Here is a 20,686-nt window from a genome sequence, read left to right on the forward strand (position 1 = left end):
CACAGTTATCCGAAGACTCTGTTTGAGATGCTTCGTTATTAGTCATAGATGATGATTGAGTTATATTGCAATTATCCTCTTTTTGATTGAAAGGAATAGTAAATTGCGGTTCTTTTGCTTCCTCATTGGTTGATACAATTGGTTTTTCTGATATTGTATCTGTTGGTTCTATTTTATTGGTTTTTCTTGGGTTTATTAGCCATCTAATTGGTAAGAGCAGTAACATGACAAAAGCGCCCAATTTTTCAATTAGATTCAGCCATGATAATCCCGTTAATAATGTGACACAGGCTAAGCAAGTTCCAAGAAGAATTAAGGATAAAGCAAAGCGATCTATGATGGGTAAAAGACTTTCAATCACTATCGCACCAAGATATCCCCCCGCTTCAAATTGTTCGGCATCGCCAATATTTAGCGCAAAAAAACCAGTAGCACTAAATATAAATGCTAAAATTCCAATAATACGAAATGATAAGCTAAAGTAGTTAATAGGGTCATCTGCATGTTTATAAAAATAAATGCTGAGTTGTAAGCAAATAAAAATAATAATGAAAGGTATGCTATAAGCAATAAAGCCTAAAAATTGAAAAAATACATCAGTGATATAAGCACCAATATAACCGCCAAAATTACTAATAGGATCATGCCACGCTGTACGAGACCAGCCTGGATCAGATGGATCGTAAGTGAACTGTGATAAAAATAAACAAACAGCTAATCCAATTATTGCCAGTAAAATAAATTGAGTCGTAATCTGTTTTCTTGTGATTTTTGGCCTTTTCAAACATGCACCTAAACATTGTCGCTACTAAAATTGTGAGCATTTTATCATAAATTGTACTCTCTCAAAGAGTGAATAAAAGATAAAACGTTATTTATTGTTATCAATAGTATTGTTATGGATTAACAGGTGTTAGGTTTTGATTAAATCGTTTTCCATTTTGTACGTAATGTTGTGCATTTTTTATATTGTCACTGATTTCTTCTTCGGTAAGTTTACGGACGATTTTGGCAGGAGAGCCCATAATTAGACAGCCTTCTTCATAAGGGATAGAATGAGTAACAAGTGAGTTAGCCCCCACTAAGCAGTTTTTAGCAATTTTGGCGTTATTGAGAATTGTACTGCCCATGCCAATTAGTACATTATCTTCAATTGTGCAGCTATGAAGAATGACGTTGTGACCGATAGTGACGTTTTCACCAACAATGCAAGGTATGTTGGTTTCAAGATGAATTGTGCAGTTATCTTGTACGTTACTATTTTTACCAATGTAAATAGGTGCAATATCACCACGCAAAACAGCATTAAACCAGATAGAGACACCTTTGGCTAAGGTGACATCGCCAATAATATCGGCCGATTTTGCAATAAAACAGTCTGCGTCGATTTTGGGGCGTAAGTTATCTAGTTGATAAATCATGCTTGACCTCTTTCGGATTTTTTATACTTAAAATAATGCTAATGTAATAAGGTTATCTAAACTCATAGCTAGCCATTATTTATATTAGCTAAATGAATCAATTTCATCTTGCGTAAGAGGGCGGTATTCGCCTTCTGGAATATCAACAATTACCTTGCCTATTTGTTTACGATGCAACGCAACAACATGGTTATTGACTGCTGCAAACATGCGTTTGACTTGATGATAACGCCCTTCGCTAATGGTTAGTTCGGCATGATATTTATCAATAATATTTAATTTAGCAGGTTTAGTAAGTGATTTTTCACTTTTTAATTGAATGCCGTTTTTAAAGATATCAATGAGTTCAGTTTGTAATGGTTGTTCAACTGTGACAATATAGACTTTTTCGCAATGATGTTTGGGTGATGTGATTCGGTGTGACCATTGACCGTCATCAGTTAGTAAAACAAGTCCAGTCGTATCAAGATCAAGCCTACCTGCTGCATGCAATTTTTCAGGCATTGGTTCATCAATAAAATAAAGTATAGTTGGGTGGTCAGGATCATCAGTCGAGCAGACATAGCCTTGCGGTTTATTAAGCATAAAGTAACGATTATTGGTTACGGGTATGATTTCATAACCATCATACTCAACCACGTGTTCCGGTAATAGCTGGTAAGCGCCTGATTTTACTATTTCACCATCAACGGTGACTTTTTTAGCTTTGAGTTCTTTGTTAATAATTGTTCTACTTATGCCTAAATGATGAGCAAGAAATTTGTCTAATCGCATAATCTAAATCATTTATCCTTATGAATTAAAGAGGCGTGTAAATGTCAAAACGGTGATTTTTAGTTTTAATTTCTGCCGTTGGTTTTTGGTCGGCTAAAAAATGAGCATAATCGGGCCTTTTTACAACTACACGTTTTTTAGCAAGTTGCCTTGCGGGTTCTAATAAGCTGTTAGCATCGTTGTCACTACCAACTAATAGTTGAAAAATGCGCATCTCTTTTTTGACAAGTGCACTTTTTTGACGATGTGGAAACATTGGGTCAAGGTAAACTACATCTGGCTTTTCAAGTTGTGAATTTAAGCCTATTTGGCTTGAACTATAGTTCAATTGTAAGCGTTGTTGTAGCCAGTCACCAATTTTAGGGTCTTGATAACCGCGTTGTAAGCCATCGGCTAATAACGCCGCAACTACTGGGTGTCTTTCAAACATTGTTACATAACACCCAAGTGAGGCAAGTACAAAGGCATCTCGGCCAAGTCCTGCTGTTGCATCAACAACAGTGGGTAAATACTTACCTTTTATTCCAACTGCTTTTGCAATCGCTTCGCCACGTCCACCACCAAATTGGCGACGATGCGCCATTGCACCCGATAAAAAATCCACTATTATTGCCCCTAATTTAGGTTCATCGGTTTTTTGTAATGCAAGATGGTTTTCTTGTTGTGTTAATGTAAAGGGAAGATCCTTATTTGTGGATAACCATAGCTCAGCTAACTGTGTTAGCTGAGCTAAGTTAGAACTAGCGGATACCATAATGATGAAGTAATGCCTCTAGTTGTGGTTCACGACCTCGGAAGTTTTTAAATAATGTCATTGGTTCGTCGCTGCCACCTTGTGATAAGATGTTATCAAGAAACGCATTGCCTGTTTTGACATTAAAAATGCCTTCTTCTTCAAAGCGAGAAAATGCATCAGCAGATAATACCTCAGCCCATAAATAACTGTAATAACCTGCCGCATAACCACCCGCAAAAATATGACTAAAGGCATGAGGGAATCGTCCCCATTCAACAGTTGGCACAACGGCAACTTGTTTTCTGACCTCAGCTAATGTGTTTAAAATATCGGGATTTTGTTGGGTATGTAATTTAAAGTCAAAAATCCCAAATTCTAATTGGCGTAAAATAAATAGCGCTGCTTGATAGTTTTTAGCATCTAGCATTTTTTCTAATATTTCCGAAGGGAGCGGTTCACCAGTTTGGTAATGTCCTGAAATAAAAGCAAGCGCTTCAGGTTGCCAACACCAGTTTTCTAAAAATTGACTAGGTAACTCAACCGCATCCCAAGGAACACCATTAATTCCTGCCACAGATGAAACATCAATTTCGGTTAACATGTGGTGTAAACCATGACCAAATTCATGAAATAAGGTTGTTACTTCGTCATGAGTAAATAAGGCAGGTTTGTCGCCAACAGGGCGATTAAAATTACAGGTTAAATAAGCAACGGGATTTTGTACATGACCATCAGCAAAACGCATACGACCAATGCAGTCATCCATCCATGCACCACCGCGTTTATGTTCTCGTGCATATAAATCTAGATAAAAGCTACCTTTTAATTCACCATTAGCTGTATATAGATCGTAGAATTTGACTTCAGGATCCCAAACTTCAACGCCTTGTCGTTCTTTGGCTGTAATACCAAAAATGCGGTGTACTACTTCAAATAGACCATTAATTACTCGCTGTTGGGGGAAGTAAGGACGTAATTCTTCATCGTTGATGGTGTATAAGTATTGTTTTTGTTTTTCACTATAATAAGCAATATCCCATGGTTTGATATCGCTTGCACCAAAAAATTCATAGGCATAACGTTTAAGTTCTGCTAGTTCTTTTTCACCTTGTGGTTTGGCTTTGTTGGCTAAATCAGTTAAAAATTCGATAACTTGAGTAGTTGATTTGGCCATTTTTGTGGCTAGGGATTTATCGGCATAGGTATTGAATCCAAGTAATTGGGCTAGTTCATTGCGTAATGTTAAAATTTGTTTGATGATTTCGGTGTTGTCCCATTTACCCGCATTTGGACCTTGATCCGATGCTCGAGTGTTATAAGCTTGATAAAGTTCAAAACGCAAATCACGGTTATCACAATAGGTCATAACTGGCAGGTAACTTGGTATATCTAAAGTAAGCAACCAACCCTCTTTGTCTTTCATTTTTGCTTGTTCTTTTGCTGCTGCAAGCGCACTCTCAGGCATGCCTGATAATTCTTCAATATTGGTAATTAATTTTGACCATCCCATGGTGGCATCTAATACGTTGTTGCTATATTGTGATGATAATTCTGATAGTTTTGCAACAATCTCACCGTAGCGTTTTTGTTTATCATCAGGCAATCCAATTCCAGATAATTCAAAATCACGCAATGCATTGTCAATAACTCTTTTTTGTGCTTTGCTTAACGTGGCATAGTGCTGCCCTTCTTTGATTTGTTTGTAAGCTTGATATAAAGGTTTATGTTGTCCAACCCATGTGCTGTACTCAGATAGTAGTGGCAGACAAGCTTCATAAGCCTCTCGTAATTCAGGGCTATTTTTAACTGAGTTAAGATGGCTAATAGGTGACCAAGCTCGTCCAAATTTTTCGTCTGCTTCATCAATTGGTTGAATTAAGTTATCCCAAGTATATTGGCTATTTTGTTTTAATACTGTTTCAATGGTATTTTTGCAGTTTTTTAAGGTTTCTTGTATAGCAGGTAAAACATGCTCGGGCTTAATTTGTGAAAAAAGGGGTAATGGGGCTTTTGTTAATAATGGATTGGTCATGTTGCAATACCTTTATACAAATGGAGTTTGTTGATTATACATAATATGGTGGCAAATGCTGTTAATTCAAGGGATGGTTATTTTAGGGAATATTTATAATCCCATCAATTTACGTTCGCGTTGCCATTCAGTAGGTGTATACGTTTTTATAGAAAGCGCATGGATACGGTTATCGCTGATAAATTCAGCCAAAGGAGCATAGATAGCTTGTTGTTTTTTTACTCGAGTTAAATCAGCAAATAATTCTCCTACAGCAATAACTTGGAAATGGCTTCCATCATCGGTTAGGACATGTACATCATCAAGTTTAAGTGAACTATTTAATTTGTCTATAATTTCTTGTTTATTCATTAGTAATACTCATCATTAATATAAATGTAGGACTTTTTTTGTCAAAAACTTTCAGGAAAGCTATACGTTTCAGTATAAAATACAATATTTTCAATTTTTTAACACGGGTTGCAGATCGTACAAAGTAATTAATGTTTGTAACTGAGGATTGATACCTTTTAGTTTGACATGATATTTATTGTAAAAATAAATTAAAGTCGCGAGCCCTGAAGAATCAACCCGAGTCAGTTGTGCTACATCAATGTATTTTACACCGTTTAAAATGGTGTTTTGTATTGACCATAAATCATTTAAAGAGTGAACATCAAGTTCACCCTGTAAAGACAATATTTCTTGTTGTTTTTCTGTTTTTATTCGCGACATTATCACTAGCCTTTAGGTTTAGCGTTTGGGTCTATATTGTGATTTGAAAGTTCATTTAATTGTTTGGTTAATGCATCAATACCATCTTGACGTAAAATTGTTGACCATTCATTTTGTTTGGTTGTTATCATGCTAACGCCCTCAGCAATTAAATCATAAGCTTTCCATTCGCCAGTTACTGAATTTTTACGCCACTGGAAATCAATACGCAATGGTTGTTGGTTTTTATTAGGTTGGTTTAATAAAACTCGAATAGAAATCAAATTTTTACCAGTTAAATCTTTAGGCGACTCAACTTGATAAGTTTGACCATTATACATAGATAACGCTTGAGCAAATGCTTGTACTAGGTAGTTTTCAAAAGCAGTAAAGTAAGCTTTACGTTGTGCTTCTGTAGCGCTTTTATAGTAATTACCTAAAATTAATGCACCAGCATATTTTACTTGCACATAAGGTAATAAATCTTTTCTTACAATCTCTTTAAGTTTGTTAGGGTTTGATTTTAGTGCCGCAGATTGTGCATTCATAGTGCTAAAAAGCTTATCAGCAGAAACTTGCATTTCTTTATAAGGATCGTTTTCAGCAAATACATTAGCACTAAATATTAATGCGAATATTAAAAAAATAGCATGTTTAAATTTGGTTAACATAGTAACTCCTTACTTTTCATTTGTATCTTGCGTATCTTATTTTTTGTCTTTATTGGTCGAACCTCCAGTACTATAAAGGAATTGACCAATTAAGTCTTCAATAACCATTGCTGGTTTAGTGTTGTATATTACAAAACCATCGTGAAAATAAGCTGGTTCATGATTATTTGTTGGCAAATTGTTGCTTGTACCTTCGCTATCCAATGAATCAAGTTCTAATTCAGTATTTTTATCAAGTCCAAAGTTAATATCAATAAATTGTTCACCTAATAAACCTGATGTTTTAATTGAAAGCGAACTTGAAACTGGAATTTGATTGTATTGTGCATCAATATCTATGGTTACATAGGGTTTATATACATCAAGGTCTGATGATTTTAACGTTATGCTGCTTACTCGACCAATTACAACGCCACCAATTTTGATAGGTGAGCGAGCTTTTAATCCTCCGATATTATCAAACACAGCATAGACACGATAAGTGCTATGGCTAGCAAATGATGTTGGATCGGTGACTCTAAAACACAAAAATAGCACCGAGCAAATAACCAGCACCATAAATAATCCAACGGTAATTTCAACTTTACGATTCATGTCTATGACCTCAATGACTAAACATTAATGCGGTTAAAATAAAATCTAACCCCAAAATAACTAATGATGAATAAACAACGGTATTTGTTGTTGCCCGACTAATTCCTTCTGATGTTGGTACGCAATCATAACCGTTAAACAGTGCAATCCAAGTGCTGGCAATGGCAAATGCAAAGCTTTTAACAAAACAGTTTCCTAAGTCATGCCACCAATCGACATTGCTTTGAATCGATGACCAAAAGAATCCTGAATCAATACCTTTCCAATCAACACCAACCAACATACCACCTAAAATACCAACTGCAACAAAAATAGCTGTTAAAAATGGCATGCAAAAAAATCCAGCCCAAAAACGTGGCGCAATGATGCGTCTTAACGGATCAATTGCCATCATTTCTAAACTTGATAATTGTTCAGTAGCTTTCATTAGACCGATTTCAGCGGTTAAGGCTGAGCCAGCACGACCAGCAAATAGTAGGCCTGCAACAACAGGGCCTAGCTCACGAAGTAACGCAAGGGCAACCATCATCCCTAAACTTGCTTCGGCACCAAAGGTGGTTAGAATAAAGTAACCTTGCAAGGCCAAAACCATGCCAATAAAAAGACCTGATACAATAATAATAGTGAGTGATTGTACTCCAACAAAATAAAATTGCTTAATGAGTAATGGGAATTGTTTATTAAATTGTGGCTTACCAATTAATGCCCTAAAGAGCATCACACCAGAACGACCAATCATTGCAATGACATCAATAAACCATTGTCCTAATTTTGCCAGTATATTTAACATTATTTTGTACCTCTGCTTAGGTCTAATTTGTAATCTTCAGCAGGATAATGAAAAGGTACTGGACCATCAGCCAACCCGTCAAGGAATTGTTTTACTCGTAAATCATCATTATCACGTAATTGCTGTGATGTACCACCTGCAATAATATGTTGTTCGGCTACAATATAAGCATAATCTGCAATACTGAGCACTTCGGTCACGTCATGGCTAACAACGATACAGGTTAATCCTAATGATTGGTTTATTTCAGATATCAGTTTAACAATAACACCCATAGATATAGGATCTTGCCCAGCAAAAGGTTCATCAAACATAATTAGATCGGGATCAAGTGCAATAGCTCGAGCTAAAGCAGCACGTCTTGCCATACCACCTGAAAGCTCTGATGGCATCATTTGAGCGGCACCTCGTAAGCCAACAGCTTGTAATTTCATTAAGACTAAATTATGCAATATAGGTTCAGGTAATTTGAAGTGCTCACGTAGTGGGTAAGCAACATTATCAAACACAGTTAGATCGGTAAATAAAGCCCCCGATTGAAATAGCATGCTCATGCGTTTACGAACTTCATATAACCTTGAGCGAGACATGCTTGGCACATCTTCGCCATCGAATAAAATTTTTCCTGACTGCGGTTTTAATTGACCACCAATGAGCCTTAGTAGCGTTGTTTTACCAATTCCTGATGGCCCCATAATAGCGGTGACTTTGCCTTTAGGAACGTTCAAACTCATATTTTTATAAATAGGCCGCGTTCCACGATAAAAAGACATGTCGTGAATTTCAACCAAATTTTGCTGCAATGCGTTTGTCAAAGTGATTTCCTACACTACTGATCTAAATTTTAGGTTATTTTACTTGATAATTGAGAATAAAGGAAATGTATTAAAGTTATTGTTTATCATAATGATGCTAATTATCAATTAATGGCTCATTTTACTCAAGATAAATAAAGGTAAAGTAAAATCCTTTTTGTATTTTTTAGTGTTATCACCTTAAGTTATTATATTGTGTATTATTCATGTCTTGCTTTTCGTGCTAGGTGGTTTCCTAAACTCTGAATAAATTGTATAGCGATAACTAATATCACCACGCAGATATAAGTAACAGTATTATCAAAACGTTGATAACCGTATGACACAGCTAAATCACCAATACCGCCAGCACCAATAGCACCAGCCATCGCTGTAGCACCAATTAAACCTATAGTAGCAGTTGTAAGCGTTAAAATTAAAGAGCTAAATGCCTCTGGTAACATAAAATACCAAATAATTTGTATTGGCGTCGCTCCCATTGATTGAGCCGCTTCAATAATACCACTATTCACGTCAAGTAATGAATTTTCAACTAACCTAGCAATGTAAGGAGCAACATAAAATGTTAACGGAACAATCGCTGCTATAGTGCCAATAGAGCTATTTACAATGACCTTTGTTAAAGGTTGGATAGCAACTAATAAAATAATAAAAGGCAATGAGCGAACTATATTAATAATCGGGTTGATAATACGAAACACTCGACGATTTTCTAATAGTCCATAAGGTCTTGTTGTAACTAAGCAAATACCGAGTGGAATTCCGATTAATGAACCTAAAATTAAGGAGAAAACTACCATAATTAGGGTGTCATAGGATGCTTGAACAAATTGTTCAGTGGTTACTGATGTTGCAAAGCAAGAGGCCAAATAGTCAATTATAGTATTAAATATTTCCATTTTTACTCATCTCCCAATGTTTAATTTCAGTGACTTGCACACCGCGCTCACGTAAGTAATATACTGATTCTTTGATATTACTATCATTACCTTTTAGTTGAACAAACATACTACCTAAAACCGTTTTTTCGATTTCTGACATATGGGCAAACAAAATATTGACGATAACTTTTTGTTGCAGTATAAGTGAATTCATCACGGGTTCTGACGCAGATCGTCCTAAGAATTCGAGCTTAAATAATTTGATATTGTCTTTTTTACCTTCTATTTCTAACAAATTTTCCACAACACCATTTGGAATTTGATCGTTGATCACTGAGCTAACAAAATTTTGAGTAGTTTGGTGTTTTGGTTGTCCAAATACGTCAAGTACGTTACCTTGTTCTATAATCTTGCCTTTTTCCATTACTGCAACTTTATGGCAAATTTGTTCAATTACATGCATTTCGTGAGTGATTAACACGACTGTTATTTTATATTCTTCATTGATTTTTTTGATTAAATCTAAAATAGCTTGAGTGGTTTGTGGATCAAGTGCTGAAGTTGCTTCATCACATAGTAAAATATCAGGATCGTTGGCTAATGCTCGGGCGATACCAATGCGCTGTTTTTGCCCACCAGAAAGCTCTTTGGGATAGCTGTTAGCTTTATCACTTAATCCAACAAATTCCAAAAGTTCATAGACTTTTTGTTTAATCGAATGTTTATCTTTTTTGATTAAAATTAAAGGAATAGCAATATTTTCAAATACGGTTTTTGATTCAAGCAAATTAAAATGCTGAAAAATCATACCAATTTTTTGACGGGTTTGACGTAATTCATTACTAGATAATTGATTTAATAGTTTATTTTGAATAATGACATTGCCTTGTGTTGGTTTTTCAAGAAAGTTAATTAAGCGCACTAAGGTACTTTTACCTGCGCCGCTGTAACCAATAATGCCGTAAATATCACCTTTACTGATGGTTAAATTAATATCGTTTAAAGCTTGTGTTGTGACGCCATTTCTTTCATATTGTTTTGAGACATGTTCAAATTTAATCATTGTTCATCACCTATTTATTTTGTTCTAGTTGAATAAGTACTTGCTTAGGCAATTTGGCTGAATCATTTATTGCAGGTATTTATATGGCATATTCAACGATTGACAATAATTGATATATCTAACGGTATCACAGGTTAAATTGTTGCTCTAATAATCGTTTTTTATATCTTATTCCATATAGTTATAAGATAGAATTACTTGGAATAAATGAATGCTTTTTTCTGTGTTAGAGTGTATTTAATGCTTATAGCTTATAGAGGATAGCTGAAATGAAAAATGCGTTTATCAAACAAAAAATATTTAAATACATATCAGTCGTTTTAGTTGCTAGTTCAGTGTTTTTGACTATTGGTTGTGATAATTCGTCTAAACCAGTCGATAATCAGACAAAAAAAGAAATTAGCATGGGCGTATCACCAGGTCCATATAACGATCTTTTTAATGATGCTGTTAAACCCATACTTGAATCAGAGGGTTATAAGGTTAAATTAGTGAATTTTCCGCATTTACTTGAATCAGACGTAGCTTTAAGTGAAGGTAGTATTGATTTAACCGTTGCACAGCACACAGCTTATATGAATGTGTTTAATGCCCAGCGTAAAGCAAATTTAAAATCGGTTGTGCATGTACCATCGGTACCTGCGGCAATATTTTCAAATAAGTTCACCTCACTAACGCAAGTTTTTTCAGGAGCAAAAGTTGCTATTCCACAAGATGCTTCTAATGCAGCTCGTTCATATAATCTACTAGAAAAAGCTGGTTGGATAAAATTAAAAAATAATACAAATCCTATTATTGTTAGTAAAAATGATATTGCTCAAAATATTGCAGGTATTGAAATTATTGAAATGGATTCGGCCAATATTCCTAGAGTGCTTAATGAATTAGATTTTGCGGTAATTCCAGGTAGCATTGTTTATTCTGCTAATATTGACTCGAACAAAGCATTACTTTCTGAAACCATCATTCCTGATTTGGAAATTATGGTTGTAGTGAATGAAGGAAACGAAAATAGTCGATGGGCTCAAGATGTGAAGCGTATTTATCAATCTCAACAATTTAAAGATTATATGAAAACGCATAACCAAAATGGTTATTGGGTGATGCCTCAAGAATAAGCATAGCAAGGTAAAGTAATGAAGAAAAGCCCGTTTGATAACGGGCATTTTAGTGTCGTGCCATCTGTTTATCAATTGTTAGCGCCCAAGCATCAATCCCTCCTGTAAGATTATAGAGAAAGTTAGGATCAAAACCGTTTTCTGCTAAATAATGAGCAACAGTTAGGCTACGTCTGCCGTGATGACAATAAATAACAATATCGATTTCATCTGGGATTTTATCTAGATATAAAGGGATCATATTCATTGGAATATGAGTTGCGTTGCCAATACTGCAAATGGCTATTTCATTGGGTTCTCGTACATCGAGTAGAAATAGATTATCTTGCTGATTTAATTTTTGTGCAAGTTCTGTGGGAGTGATTTCTTTTATTGTCATTATTTAAAACTTATTAAAGTGCTTGTAAAAAAGTTTCAGGAAACTATACGTTTTAGTATAAAATTTCAACTTCAATTTTAAGTTTATTAATAGCATCCTACAACGATATTGCAGAATGCTATTTCCTACTTAGGCTTCTAGTGCCTTGTTAATTTTCTCAAATAAATCTTTAGATAAATTTTCAATTTTTAGCAATGCCTCAAGTGCTTTTTGCATCTGCTGTTGACGCTTTTTGTCATAACGTTTTAATCGAATTAGAGGATCGATAAGCCTTGCTGCAACTTGCGGATTTTTTTGGTTTAACTCAGTGAGAATTTCAACTAAAAATTGATAACCACTGCCATCTTCAGCGTGAAATGCCACAGGGTTATTATTTACAAATGCTCCAATTAATGCACGAATCCGATTTGGGTTACTGAGTGTAAATGAGCGGTGAGTTAATAATTTCTTCACGGTAGCAAGAACATTCTTTTCTGGGCTTGTTGCGTTTAGTGCTAACCATTTGTCCATAACAAGTCCATCTTGATGCCATTTGTCATCAAAGTTAGCCAATAACTCAGTTCGACAATCAAGTTCAGCTTTTACAGCTACACTCAAGGCGGCTAAACAATCAGTCATATTATTTGCTTGATAATATTGTTGGTTAACCAATGTATTGGCGTGCGAATTATCATCGGCATGAGCTAATAAAGTTAAACAACAGTTTTTAAGTGACCGCTTAGCAATGTCATTATGTTTAATTTGATATTGTGATGTTTTATTGTGGTGATAAACGGCTAATAATTCATCATAAAGTTCGTTTGCAAAATGAGTTAACAAAAATAGACGCACTTGATGAATTGCGATTGGATCAACCACAGTAAATAAATTCGCCAACTCGTTTTCAGATGGCAAGGTTAAGATTTGTGCAATAAGGAAAGGGTCAGTTTTTTCTGATAACAATACGGCTCTAAATGCATCTAATACTGAATCAGGCAATATTAAATTTTGATTTTCTTGATAATTTTTTACATTCAAGCGAACATATTTTGCTAATAACATTTGAGCTGCATCGTAACGGCTAAATGCGTTAGTAGCGTGTTGCATTAAGAAAATAAGATCATTATCTTGATAATCATAAGTTAACTTAACAGGTGCTGAAAAATCACGTAATACTGAAATAATCGGTTTTTGAGTTACGTTATCAAAGATAAATTGTTGTTTGTTTTGTGTTAAATTTAAAACATGATGAACAGTTTTGCCTTGGTATTGCAGTGGAATTATTTCACCATTATGTTGATATAACTCGATATCAAGTGGGATATGCAAAGCCTGTTTTTGTGCTTGATCTTGAGTAGCTGGCGTATATTGTTCTACTGTTAAAGTATATTGTTGATTTTTCTCGTTATAATTATCGGTAACGGTTAATTCAGGTGTTCCTGATTGGCTATACCATAATTTAAATTGAGTTAAATCGATACCTGAGGCATCTTGCATGGCTGCAACAAAATCATCACAAGTTGCGGCACTACCATCATGGCGTTTAAAATAAAGTTTCATCCCTGCTTGGAATTTATCTTCTCCTAATAAAGTATGCATCATTCGAATAACTTCAGCGCCTTTTTCGTACACGGTGACTGTGTAAAAGTTATTCATTTCTATTACTTGTTCAGGCCGAATAGGGTGAGACATTGGGCTAGCATCTTCGGCAAATTGAACGGTGCGCAAAAGTTTGACATCCTCAATGCGTTTTACTGCACGAGATCCCATATCAGCGCTAAATTCCTGATCTCGAAATACAGTTAATCCTTCTTTTAAACTAAGTTGGAACCAGTCGCGACAGGTTACCCGATTACCAGTCCAGTTGTGAAAATATTCATGACCAATTACACCTTCAATACCTAGATAGTCATCATCTGTTGCTGTCTGTGGTTTGGCAAGCACATATTTTGAATTAAAGATATTTAATCCTTTGTTTTCCATCGCTCCCATATTGAAAAAATCAACCGCTACAATCATAAAGATATCTAAGTCGTATTCAAGCCCAAAGCGTGTTTCGTCCCAACGCATGGCATTTTTTAAGCTTGTCATAGCCCACTGCGAACGATCTAAATTACCTTTATCAACGTAAATTTCTAAATCAACTTTACGTTTTGATTGGGTAATAAACTGATCTTTTAAAATATCAAAATCACCAGCAACTAGTGCAAATAAATAAGAAGGTTTTGGAAATGGATCTTGCCATTGTACCCAGTGTCGCCCATCAGATAGTTCACCTTGTGCTACACGATTTCCATTTGAAAGTAGGTAAGGGTAGTGTTGTTTATTGGCGGTGATGCGTGTTGAAAACCGAGCTAATACATCGGGTCTATCAAGGTAATAAGTGATATGTCGAAATCCTTCGGCTTCACATTGTGTACAAAGCGCTTCGCCTGATACATATAATCCTTCAAGTGCGGTATTATCAATGGGCTTGATTTCATTAACAATTGTTAAAGTAAATTCTGCGGGAACACCTTGAATCAGCAATCCTGTTTTTGTGATTTGATAATCATGCCATGGTTGTTCGTCAATATTAACAGAAATCAATTTCAGATCTTCACCATCTAAAATAAGATCATTAACGTTATTATTTTTTCGAATTACATGACTACGTGCTGTAACGGTTGTTATTTCAGGGGCTAAATCAAAATCAAGATCAATGTCAGTAATAGTAAAATCGGGGGCTTGATAATCTAGACGGTATTTTGCCTTTGGTTGAGATTGAGTTGTAGTTGCGTTCATTATTATTGAGCCTTTTATTTATACTTTGTTTAAGTTTTATTTGGTTAATAGTATAACTGATTAAAAATAATCTTATTATATAATTAATCTATATCTTCATTATTATTCTGCTATAATCTTTGACATTTTATTTAGAGTATTAACAATAAAACCACATGTTACCAGCGATAATTACATCACTATTAGACACAGATGCTTATAAACTGCATATGCAACAAGCTGTTTTTCATCACTATCCAAATGCAACAGTAACAGCTGAGTTCCGTTGTCGTAGTGATGATTTGTTAGGAAAATATGCTGATGAAATAACTCATCAAGTTAAATTAATGGAATCGCTATCACTTTTAGATGATGAGTTTGAGTATTTGTCTCGTATGCCTTTTTTTAAACCTGATTATTTGAATTGGCTAAAAAATTGGCGTTTTAATAGTGAGTTACTGACAATTGAAAATCAAGAAGGCTTGCTAGTTATTCGTATTGAAGGTAAGTGGTTAGATGTTATTTTATGGGAAGTGCCATTACTTGCCGTAATTAGCGAAATTGTGCATAAAGATCGATCGCCAAATATTGGCGTTCCCGAGGCACTTGCTCGACTAAAAGATAAATTAACGTTATTTAATGAACAGACAGCCGATATGGATATGTCGAACTTTAATTTAATGGACTTTGGTACACGTAGGCGTTATTCGTTTGCGGTACAAGAGGCAGTTGTTGGTTATTTGAAAAATCATTTTACTAATTTTCATAGTACGAGTAATTATTTGCTTGCTTATCGTTTAGGACTTACGCCTGTTGGAACACAAGCGCATGAATGGTTTCAAGCACATCAGCGTTTAAGTCCGAATTTAGAGGATTGCCAAAAAAATGCATTGCAGGTTTGGTTAGATGAATATCACGATGATTTGGGCGTTGCTTTAACTGATTGTATTACGATGGATGCATTTTTACGGGATTTTGATCTTCATTTTGCTTCGCATTATCAAGGATTGCGTCATGATTCAGGTGACTCAATTCAATGGGGCGAAAAGGCAATTGCCCATTATCAGCAGTTAGGTATCGACCCTCAAACAAAATTATTAGTATTTTCAGATAGTTTAAATTTTGATAAGGCACTTAATATTTATCAGCATTTTAATCATCGGGTAAAATTATCTTTTGGTGTAGGTGGTTTTTTAGCTTGCGATATTCCGTCTAAAGAAGCCAACACGAAAGCATTGAATATTGTAATCAAATTAACAGAGTGTAATAATCAATCTGTTGCTAAATTATCAGACAGTCCAGGTAAAACCATATCTCAAGATTTAGCTTTTATTGATGAATTAAAACGAACTTTTAGTGTTAAATATTGATAATAATTAGCCTATTGTTAATATCAAAATAAAAAATCAGTAATAAAAATTTTCTTATTAAACAATTCCATTTAGTTACGGAATAGAGGTTAGAATATATTTGTATTACTTAAATATGACTTAAATTAATTAATGTAGAAATGGATAATTAAAATGAATTCAGTTGCATCTATTGTTGATGTGTTACAAGGCAAAATTGCTGTTGGTAGCACAATTTCTGTTCAAGGTTGGGTAAGAACTCGACGCGATTCTAAAGCAGGCATTTCATTTTTGACTGTTTATGATGGTTCTTGTTTTGATCCTATCCAAGCCGTTATTGAAAAAGATCTTCCTAATTATGAGCAAGATGTTTTACGTTTAACAGCAGGTTGTTCGGTTAAAGTCACTGGTAAAGTGGTTGAATCACCAGGTCAAGGTCAACAATATGAACTGCAAGCAACGCAAGTTGAAGTATATGGTTTTGTTGATGATCCTGAAACTTATCCAATGGCAGCAAAACGTCACTCTATTGAATATCTTCGTGAAGTGGCTCACTTGCGTGCAAGAACCAATATTGTTGGTGCGATAACGCGTGTACGTCATACGCTTGCGCAAGCAATTCATCAGTTTTTTAATGATCGTGGCTTTTATTGGCTATCTACCCCAATTATCACCGCGTCTGATACTGAAGGCGCGGGCGAAATGTTTCGCGTTTCAACGCTTGATCTATTAAATCTTCCTAAATCAGATAATGGTAAAGTTGATTTTGATAAGGACTTTTTCGGCAAAGAAGCATTTTTAACCGTTTCTGGGCAACTAAATGCTGAAACTTATGCTTGTGCGCTTTCTAAGGTGTATACTTTTGGCCCTACCTTTCGAGCTGAAAATTCAAATACTACTCGTCATTTAGCTGAGTTTTGGATGATGGAGCCTGAAGTAGCGTTTGCTGATCTAAATGATAATGCTAAGCTTGCTGAAGATATGCTTAAATATGTGTTTAAAGAAGTGCTAGAAAAACGAGCTGATGATATGCAATTTTTTGCTCAGCATGTCGATAAAGAAGCCATTAATCGACTTGAAAACTTTATTAAAGCTGATTTTGCGCAAGTGGATTACACTGACGCTATCATTATATTACAAAATTGTGATGCTAAATTTGAAAACCCAGTCAGTTGGGGTATTGATTTAGCATCAGAACACGAACGTTATTTAGCTGAACAATATTTTAAAGCACCAGTGGTAGTAAAAAACTATCCGAAAGATATTAAAGCGTTTTATATGCGTATGAATGATGACGGTAAAACAGTAGCAGCAATGGATGTATTAGCGCCAGGAATTGGTGAAATCATTGGTGGATCTCAGCGTGAAGAACGTTTAGAGATATTAGATAAACGTATGGATGAATTAGGACTCAAAAAAGAAGATTATTGGTGGTATCGTGATTTACGTCGATACGGTACTGTGCCGCATTCTGGTTTTGGTCTTGGGTTTGAACGTTTAATTGTTTATGTGACAGGTGTGCAAAATGTACGTGATGTGATCCCGTTCCCAAGAACGCCACGTAATGCCAATTTTTAAGTTAATTGGAAATGGAGTCAAAATTTAGTCTGAGTTAAAAAACAACAAATTTCAACCAATGATTGAATAAAAAACACTCAAACAAGCTTGAATTTATGGTTAGACATCATATTTAATGAAAAGTTCGCTTGATTTTAAAAAAAATTTATACATAATTTACGATACTGTAAAAAGTGAATAAAGATAATCAAAATGTATTATCTTTTGGATGAATAATTTTTAAACAAAATTGACACTAAACTTATGGGCTGTGTCTTTTTAAAAAAATAACCATGAGGGTAAAAAATGAAACGTAATCTATTAGCAATCGCTATCCCTGCACTTTTAGTTGCAGCTGGTGCAAATGCATCTATTGAAGTATGGAACAAAGATGGTAATAAAGTTGACTTTTACGGTCGAGTAAAAGCAGCTAACAACATTACTGACCGTGGTCAAGCTGGTGAAGGTGATGATACTTCAGCTCGTTTAGGTATGTCAGGTCAAACTCAAATCACTGACAGTGTAACTGGTTACGGTCGTTGGGAATATGAAGCGAAAGCGGGTAAAAATTCTGATAACGAAGTACGTTATGCATTTGCTGGTTTGAACTTTGGTGATGCAGGTTCATTCGATTATGGTCGCAATGACGGTGTGTTAAAAGCAATTACTGCTTATACTGACGTTTTACCACAATTTGGTGGTGATGCATCAAATAACGATTGGAACGTTCTTTCAGCTCGTACTAAAGCTGTTGCAACTTATCGTAACAACAACTTCTTTGGCTTAACTGACGATTTAAGTTTTGCATTACAATATGCTGATAATGGCGATAACTCAAATGGATTCAGACAAGATGCTATCAGAGGTGAATCTCGTGAAGCTTGGGGTGCAAATGTTCAATGGAATATTTTTGACACTGGTTTAACTGCTGGTGCAGGTTACGCTCAAACTTCAGGTAGTGATAATCGTCAAAGCACTTGGGCTGGTGGTCTTAAATACGATAATTATAATCTATATTTAGCAGCTAACTACTTCCAATCTAAATTTAAAGATGTATTGTCATATGGACCGACACATAGAGGTACTTATAAAACTGCTGATGGTAAAGTTAGAGGTTTTGAATTAGTCGCTCAATATGGTATTGATTTAGAAGTGGGTCGTATTACTCCATCTTTAGCTTATGTTCAACATAAAGTTAAAGCTGATGGGGTGAATTTTGTCGAAGATAATATTCGTTACCACAATAGCGGATTCAGCTCACCTGTAGCTAAATATGTATCTTTAGGTGCAACTTACGATCTAAACAAAAATTTCAGCACAATTGTTGAATATAAATTCAATCTTCTTGATCGTAAAGACTATGGCGCAGCGAAAAATACTGTACATTCACGTGGTGAAGGTACTAAACCAGGTACTAAAGACGTGTTAGGTGTTGGTTTAATTTACCAATTCTAATTGTTTCTTAATATCTTATAAAAAGGCACTTAGGTGCCTTTTTTTATTTCCTAAACTTTTTTCAAACCAAAAGCACATTTTGTTATTAAAAAATTAGCATTAAATATTAAAATATTCGTAAATTCGCAGAATTAATCTAATTATCATTGTTAAATAGACAATGTGTGCAATAAAATCTGTTTTATCTAATAAAAATAGATGTCACAGTAATAATATAATTGTTATTTATTAGCTATTAGTTATTACACCAAAAGCAAAGTAATTTGCATCTTTAATAAAATAAAACACCTATGAGGGTAAAAAATGAAACGTAATCTATTAACAATCGCTATTCCTGCACTTTTAATTGCAGGCGCTGCAAACGCTTCTATCGAAGTATGGAATAAAGATAGTAATAAAGTCGACTTTTATGGTCGAGTTTATGCATTAAATTATATCACTGATCGTAATAATCAAACTGGTGAAGGTGATAACACTACAGCACGTTTAGGTATGTCAGGTCAAACTCAAGTAACTGACGGCATAACGGGTTACGGTCGTTGGGAATACGAAGCTAAAACAGGTACTAATGCCGATAATGAAGTGCGTTATGCATTTGCGGGTTTGAACTTTGGTGATTTGGGTTCATTTGATTATGGCCGTAATGACGGTGTGTTAAAAACATTAACATCTTATACTGACGTTTTACCAGAATTTGGTGGCGATGCTTCAAATAATGATCTTTATGCATTAACAGCTCGTACAAAAGCCGTGGCTACTTATCGTAATTCAGATTTCTTTGGTTTAGTAAATGGTCTACGTTTTGCTGTTCAATATGCCGATAATGGCGATAATAGCTCAACTAGCCATTTCAATAAAAATACACATGATGATAAACGCGATAGTGCTGAAGCATGGGGTTCAGTTGTTGATTGGGATGTGCTTGATACCGGTTTATCGGTTGGTGCTGGTTATGCTCAAACTGGTGGTCATAAAGACGCTAAAGCATGGTCAGCTGGTATTAAATATGATAACGATAACCTTTATTTAGCTGCACTATATATTCAAGGTAAGCAAAAATATGGTTGGGATAATGCATCAACAACTCATAGTGCCAATGACTTAAAAACCAAAGGTTATGAACTTGTTGCGCAATATGGCATTGACTTTGAAGTAGGACGTTTAACGCCATCAGTTGCTTATATCCAACATAAAGTTAAGGATGCATCTAGTTATTTAAGTGATTCAGGGCTTAAAGGTAATGATTTAGCTAAATATGTTGATGTTGGTTTAACTTATGACTTTAACAAAAATCTACAAGCTATTATCGATTATAAAATTAATTTACTAGATAAAGATGACATCGGCGCACGCCGTGCTTTATATAAAGATACTTCATTCACTAAATCACAAATCAAGGGCACAACAAAAGACACAGTAGCACTTGGTTTAATTTACCAATTCTAATTGATTGTATTTTTATTTTTAAAAGGCACTTCGGTGCCTTTTTTATTATCTTTTATATGTAGGAAAACACCGAGTTGTTTACGCTTGTAACTCCCCCCCAAAATAGCACAACAAAAAGTAGAAAATTCTCGATGATAAAAGTAAAGGGGATTTAATTATGAAAAAAATAA

The 20,686-nt window shown here is 34.9% G+C and carries 19 protein-coding genes and 1 pseudogene; 5 read left to right on the forward strand and 15 right to left on the reverse strand.

The window, feature by feature from the left end; translation table 11 throughout:
* Positions 1 to 247: 247 nt before the first annotated feature.
* The 13 genes and pseudogenes from GQ590_RS12765 to GQ590_RS09960 all read right to left on the reverse strand — a co-directional run.
* Positions 248 to 784 (reverse strand): annotated as a pseudogene (locus tag GQ590_RS12765) (DNA translocase FtsK 4TM domain-containing protein); the annotation flags it as partial.
* A 112-nt stretch (positions 785 to 896) separates the two neighbouring features.
* Positions 897 to 1,421 carry a gamma carbonic anhydrase family protein gene (locus GQ590_RS09905; protein ID WP_160408724.1) on the reverse strand — a complete coding sequence of 175 codons (525 nt, stop codon included), beginning with the start codon at positions 1,419 to 1,421 and terminating at the stop codon, positions 897 to 899.
* Between the two features lie 84 nt (positions 1,422 to 1,505).
* Entirely contained in the window at positions 1,506 to 2,195 is a 690-nt protein-coding gene (rsuA, locus tag GQ590_RS09910) for a 16S rRNA pseudouridine(516) synthase RsuA (protein ID WP_160408726.1), read from the reverse strand.
* 25 nt (positions 2,196 to 2,220) lie between these two features.
* Entirely contained in the window at positions 2,221 to 2,949 is a 729-nt protein-coding gene (locus GQ590_RS09915; protein ID WP_160408728.1) for a class I SAM-dependent methyltransferase, read from the reverse strand.
* Positions 2,936 to 4,963: an oligopeptidase A gene (gene prlC / locus GQ590_RS09920; RefSeq protein ID WP_160408730.1), complete on the reverse strand. Its 2,028-nt coding sequence runs from the start codon at positions 4,961 to 4,963 to the stop codon at positions 2,936 to 2,938. The genes GQ590_RS09915 and prlC overlap by 14 nt, the downstream gene beginning before the upstream one ends.
* Before the next feature lie 93 nt (positions 4,964 to 5,056).
* Positions 5,057 to 5,314 (reverse strand): BolA family protein, encoded by a 258-nt coding sequence (locus GQ590_RS09925; protein WP_160408732.1) that lies wholly within the window; start codon positions 5,312 to 5,314, stop codon positions 5,057 to 5,059.
* Positions 5,315 to 5,404: 90 nt separating this feature from the next.
* The gene (locus tag GQ590_RS09930; protein ID WP_160408734.1) at positions 5,405 to 5,677 is read right to left on the reverse strand and encodes an STAS domain-containing protein; all 273 of its coding nucleotides are present in this window, start codon (positions 5,675 to 5,677) and stop codon (positions 5,405 to 5,407) included.
* A gap of 5 nt (positions 5,678 to 5,682) precedes the next feature.
* A complete protein-coding gene (gene mlaC / locus GQ590_RS09935) occupies positions 5,683 to 6,327 on the reverse strand; it encodes a phospholipid-binding protein MlaC (RefSeq protein WP_160408737.1) in 645 nt (214 codons plus the stop codon).
* Between the two features lie 36 nt (positions 6,328 to 6,363).
* On the reverse strand, positions 6,364 to 6,921 hold the full coding sequence (mlaD, locus tag GQ590_RS09940; RefSeq protein WP_160408739.1) for an outer membrane lipid asymmetry maintenance protein MlaD: 558 nt from the start codon (positions 6,919 to 6,921) through the stop codon (positions 6,364 to 6,366).
* 10 nt (positions 6,922 to 6,931) lie between these two features.
* Positions 6,932 to 7,714 carry a lipid asymmetry maintenance ABC transporter permease subunit MlaE gene (gene mlaE, locus GQ590_RS09945; protein WP_160408757.1) on the reverse strand — a complete coding sequence of 261 codons (783 nt, stop codon included), beginning with the start codon at positions 7,712 to 7,714 and terminating at the stop codon, positions 6,932 to 6,934.
* Positions 7,711 to 8,526: a phospholipid ABC transporter ATP-binding protein MlaF gene (mlaF, locus tag GQ590_RS09950; RefSeq protein WP_237397859.1), complete on the reverse strand. Its 816-nt coding sequence runs from the start codon at positions 8,524 to 8,526 to the stop codon at positions 7,711 to 7,713. The genes mlaE and mlaF overlap by 4 nt, the downstream gene beginning before the upstream one ends.
* Positions 8,527 to 8,726: 200 nt before the next feature.
* On the reverse strand, positions 8,727 to 9,425 hold the full coding sequence (locus GQ590_RS09955; protein ID WP_160408741.1) for a methionine ABC transporter permease: 699 nt from the start codon (positions 9,423 to 9,425) through the stop codon (positions 8,727 to 8,729).
* Positions 9,412 to 10,470: a methionine ABC transporter ATP-binding protein gene (locus GQ590_RS09960; RefSeq protein WP_160408743.1), complete on the reverse strand. Its 1,059-nt coding sequence runs from the start codon at positions 10,468 to 10,470 to the stop codon at positions 9,412 to 9,414. The genes GQ590_RS09955 and GQ590_RS09960 overlap by 14 nt, the downstream gene beginning before the upstream one ends.
* Positions 10,471 to 10,739: 269 nt before the next feature.
* On the opposite strand from GQ590_RS09960, the gene GQ590_RS09965 reads away from it, so the two are divergent.
* Positions 10,740 to 11,588: a MetQ/NlpA family ABC transporter substrate-binding protein gene (locus GQ590_RS09965; protein ID WP_141671398.1), complete on the forward strand. Its 849-nt coding sequence runs from the start codon at positions 10,740 to 10,742 to the stop codon at positions 11,586 to 11,588.
* A gap of 49 nt (positions 11,589 to 11,637) precedes the next feature.
* Here GQ590_RS09965 and GQ590_RS09970 read toward each other — a convergent pair whose 3' ends face one another.
* Together GQ590_RS09970 and pepN are read right to left on the reverse strand one after the other, a co-directional pair.
* Positions 11,638 to 11,967, reverse strand: coding sequence for a rhodanese-like domain-containing protein (locus GQ590_RS09970; protein WP_160408745.1), 330 nt, complete (start codon positions 11,965 to 11,967; stop codon positions 11,638 to 11,640).
* A 129-nt stretch (positions 11,968 to 12,096) separates the two neighbouring features.
* Positions 12,097 to 14,730, reverse strand: a complete 2,634-nt coding sequence (gene pepN / locus GQ590_RS09975; RefSeq protein WP_160408747.1) for an aminopeptidase N — start codon at positions 14,728 to 14,730, stop codon at positions 12,097 to 12,099.
* 155 nt (positions 14,731 to 14,885) lie between these two features.
* Between pepN and pncB the strand changes: the two genes are divergently transcribed.
* The 4 genes from pncB to GQ590_RS09995 all read left to right on the forward strand — a co-directional run bounded on the left by pncB (position 14,886) and on the right by GQ590_RS09995 (position 20,516).
* Complete coding sequence (gene pncB / locus GQ590_RS09980; protein ID WP_160408749.1) at positions 14,886 to 16,079, forward strand: nicotinate phosphoribosyltransferase; 1,194 nt, start codon at positions 14,886 to 14,888, stop codon at positions 16,077 to 16,079.
* Positions 16,080 to 16,232: 153 nt separating this feature from the next.
* Positions 16,233 to 17,636 carry an asparagine--tRNA ligase gene (asnS, locus tag GQ590_RS09985; protein WP_160408751.1) on the forward strand — a complete coding sequence of 468 codons (1,404 nt, stop codon included), beginning with the start codon at positions 16,233 to 16,235 and terminating at the stop codon, positions 17,634 to 17,636.
* Between the two features lie 285 nt (positions 17,637 to 17,921).
* A complete protein-coding gene (locus GQ590_RS09990) occupies positions 17,922 to 19,070 on the forward strand; it encodes a porin (RefSeq protein ID WP_160408753.1) in 1,149 nt (382 codons plus the stop codon).
* A gap of 303 nt (positions 19,071 to 19,373) precedes the next feature.
* Entirely contained in the window at positions 19,374 to 20,516 is a 1,143-nt protein-coding gene (locus GQ590_RS09995; RefSeq protein ID WP_160408755.1) for a porin, read from the forward strand.
* The last annotated feature ends 170 nt before the right edge of the window (positions 20,517 to 20,686 follow it).

The organism is Gilliamella sp. Lep-s35 (genome assembly GCF_009795845.1).
Taxonomy (GTDB): domain Bacteria; phylum Pseudomonadota; class Gammaproteobacteria; order Enterobacterales; family Orbaceae; genus Gilliamella.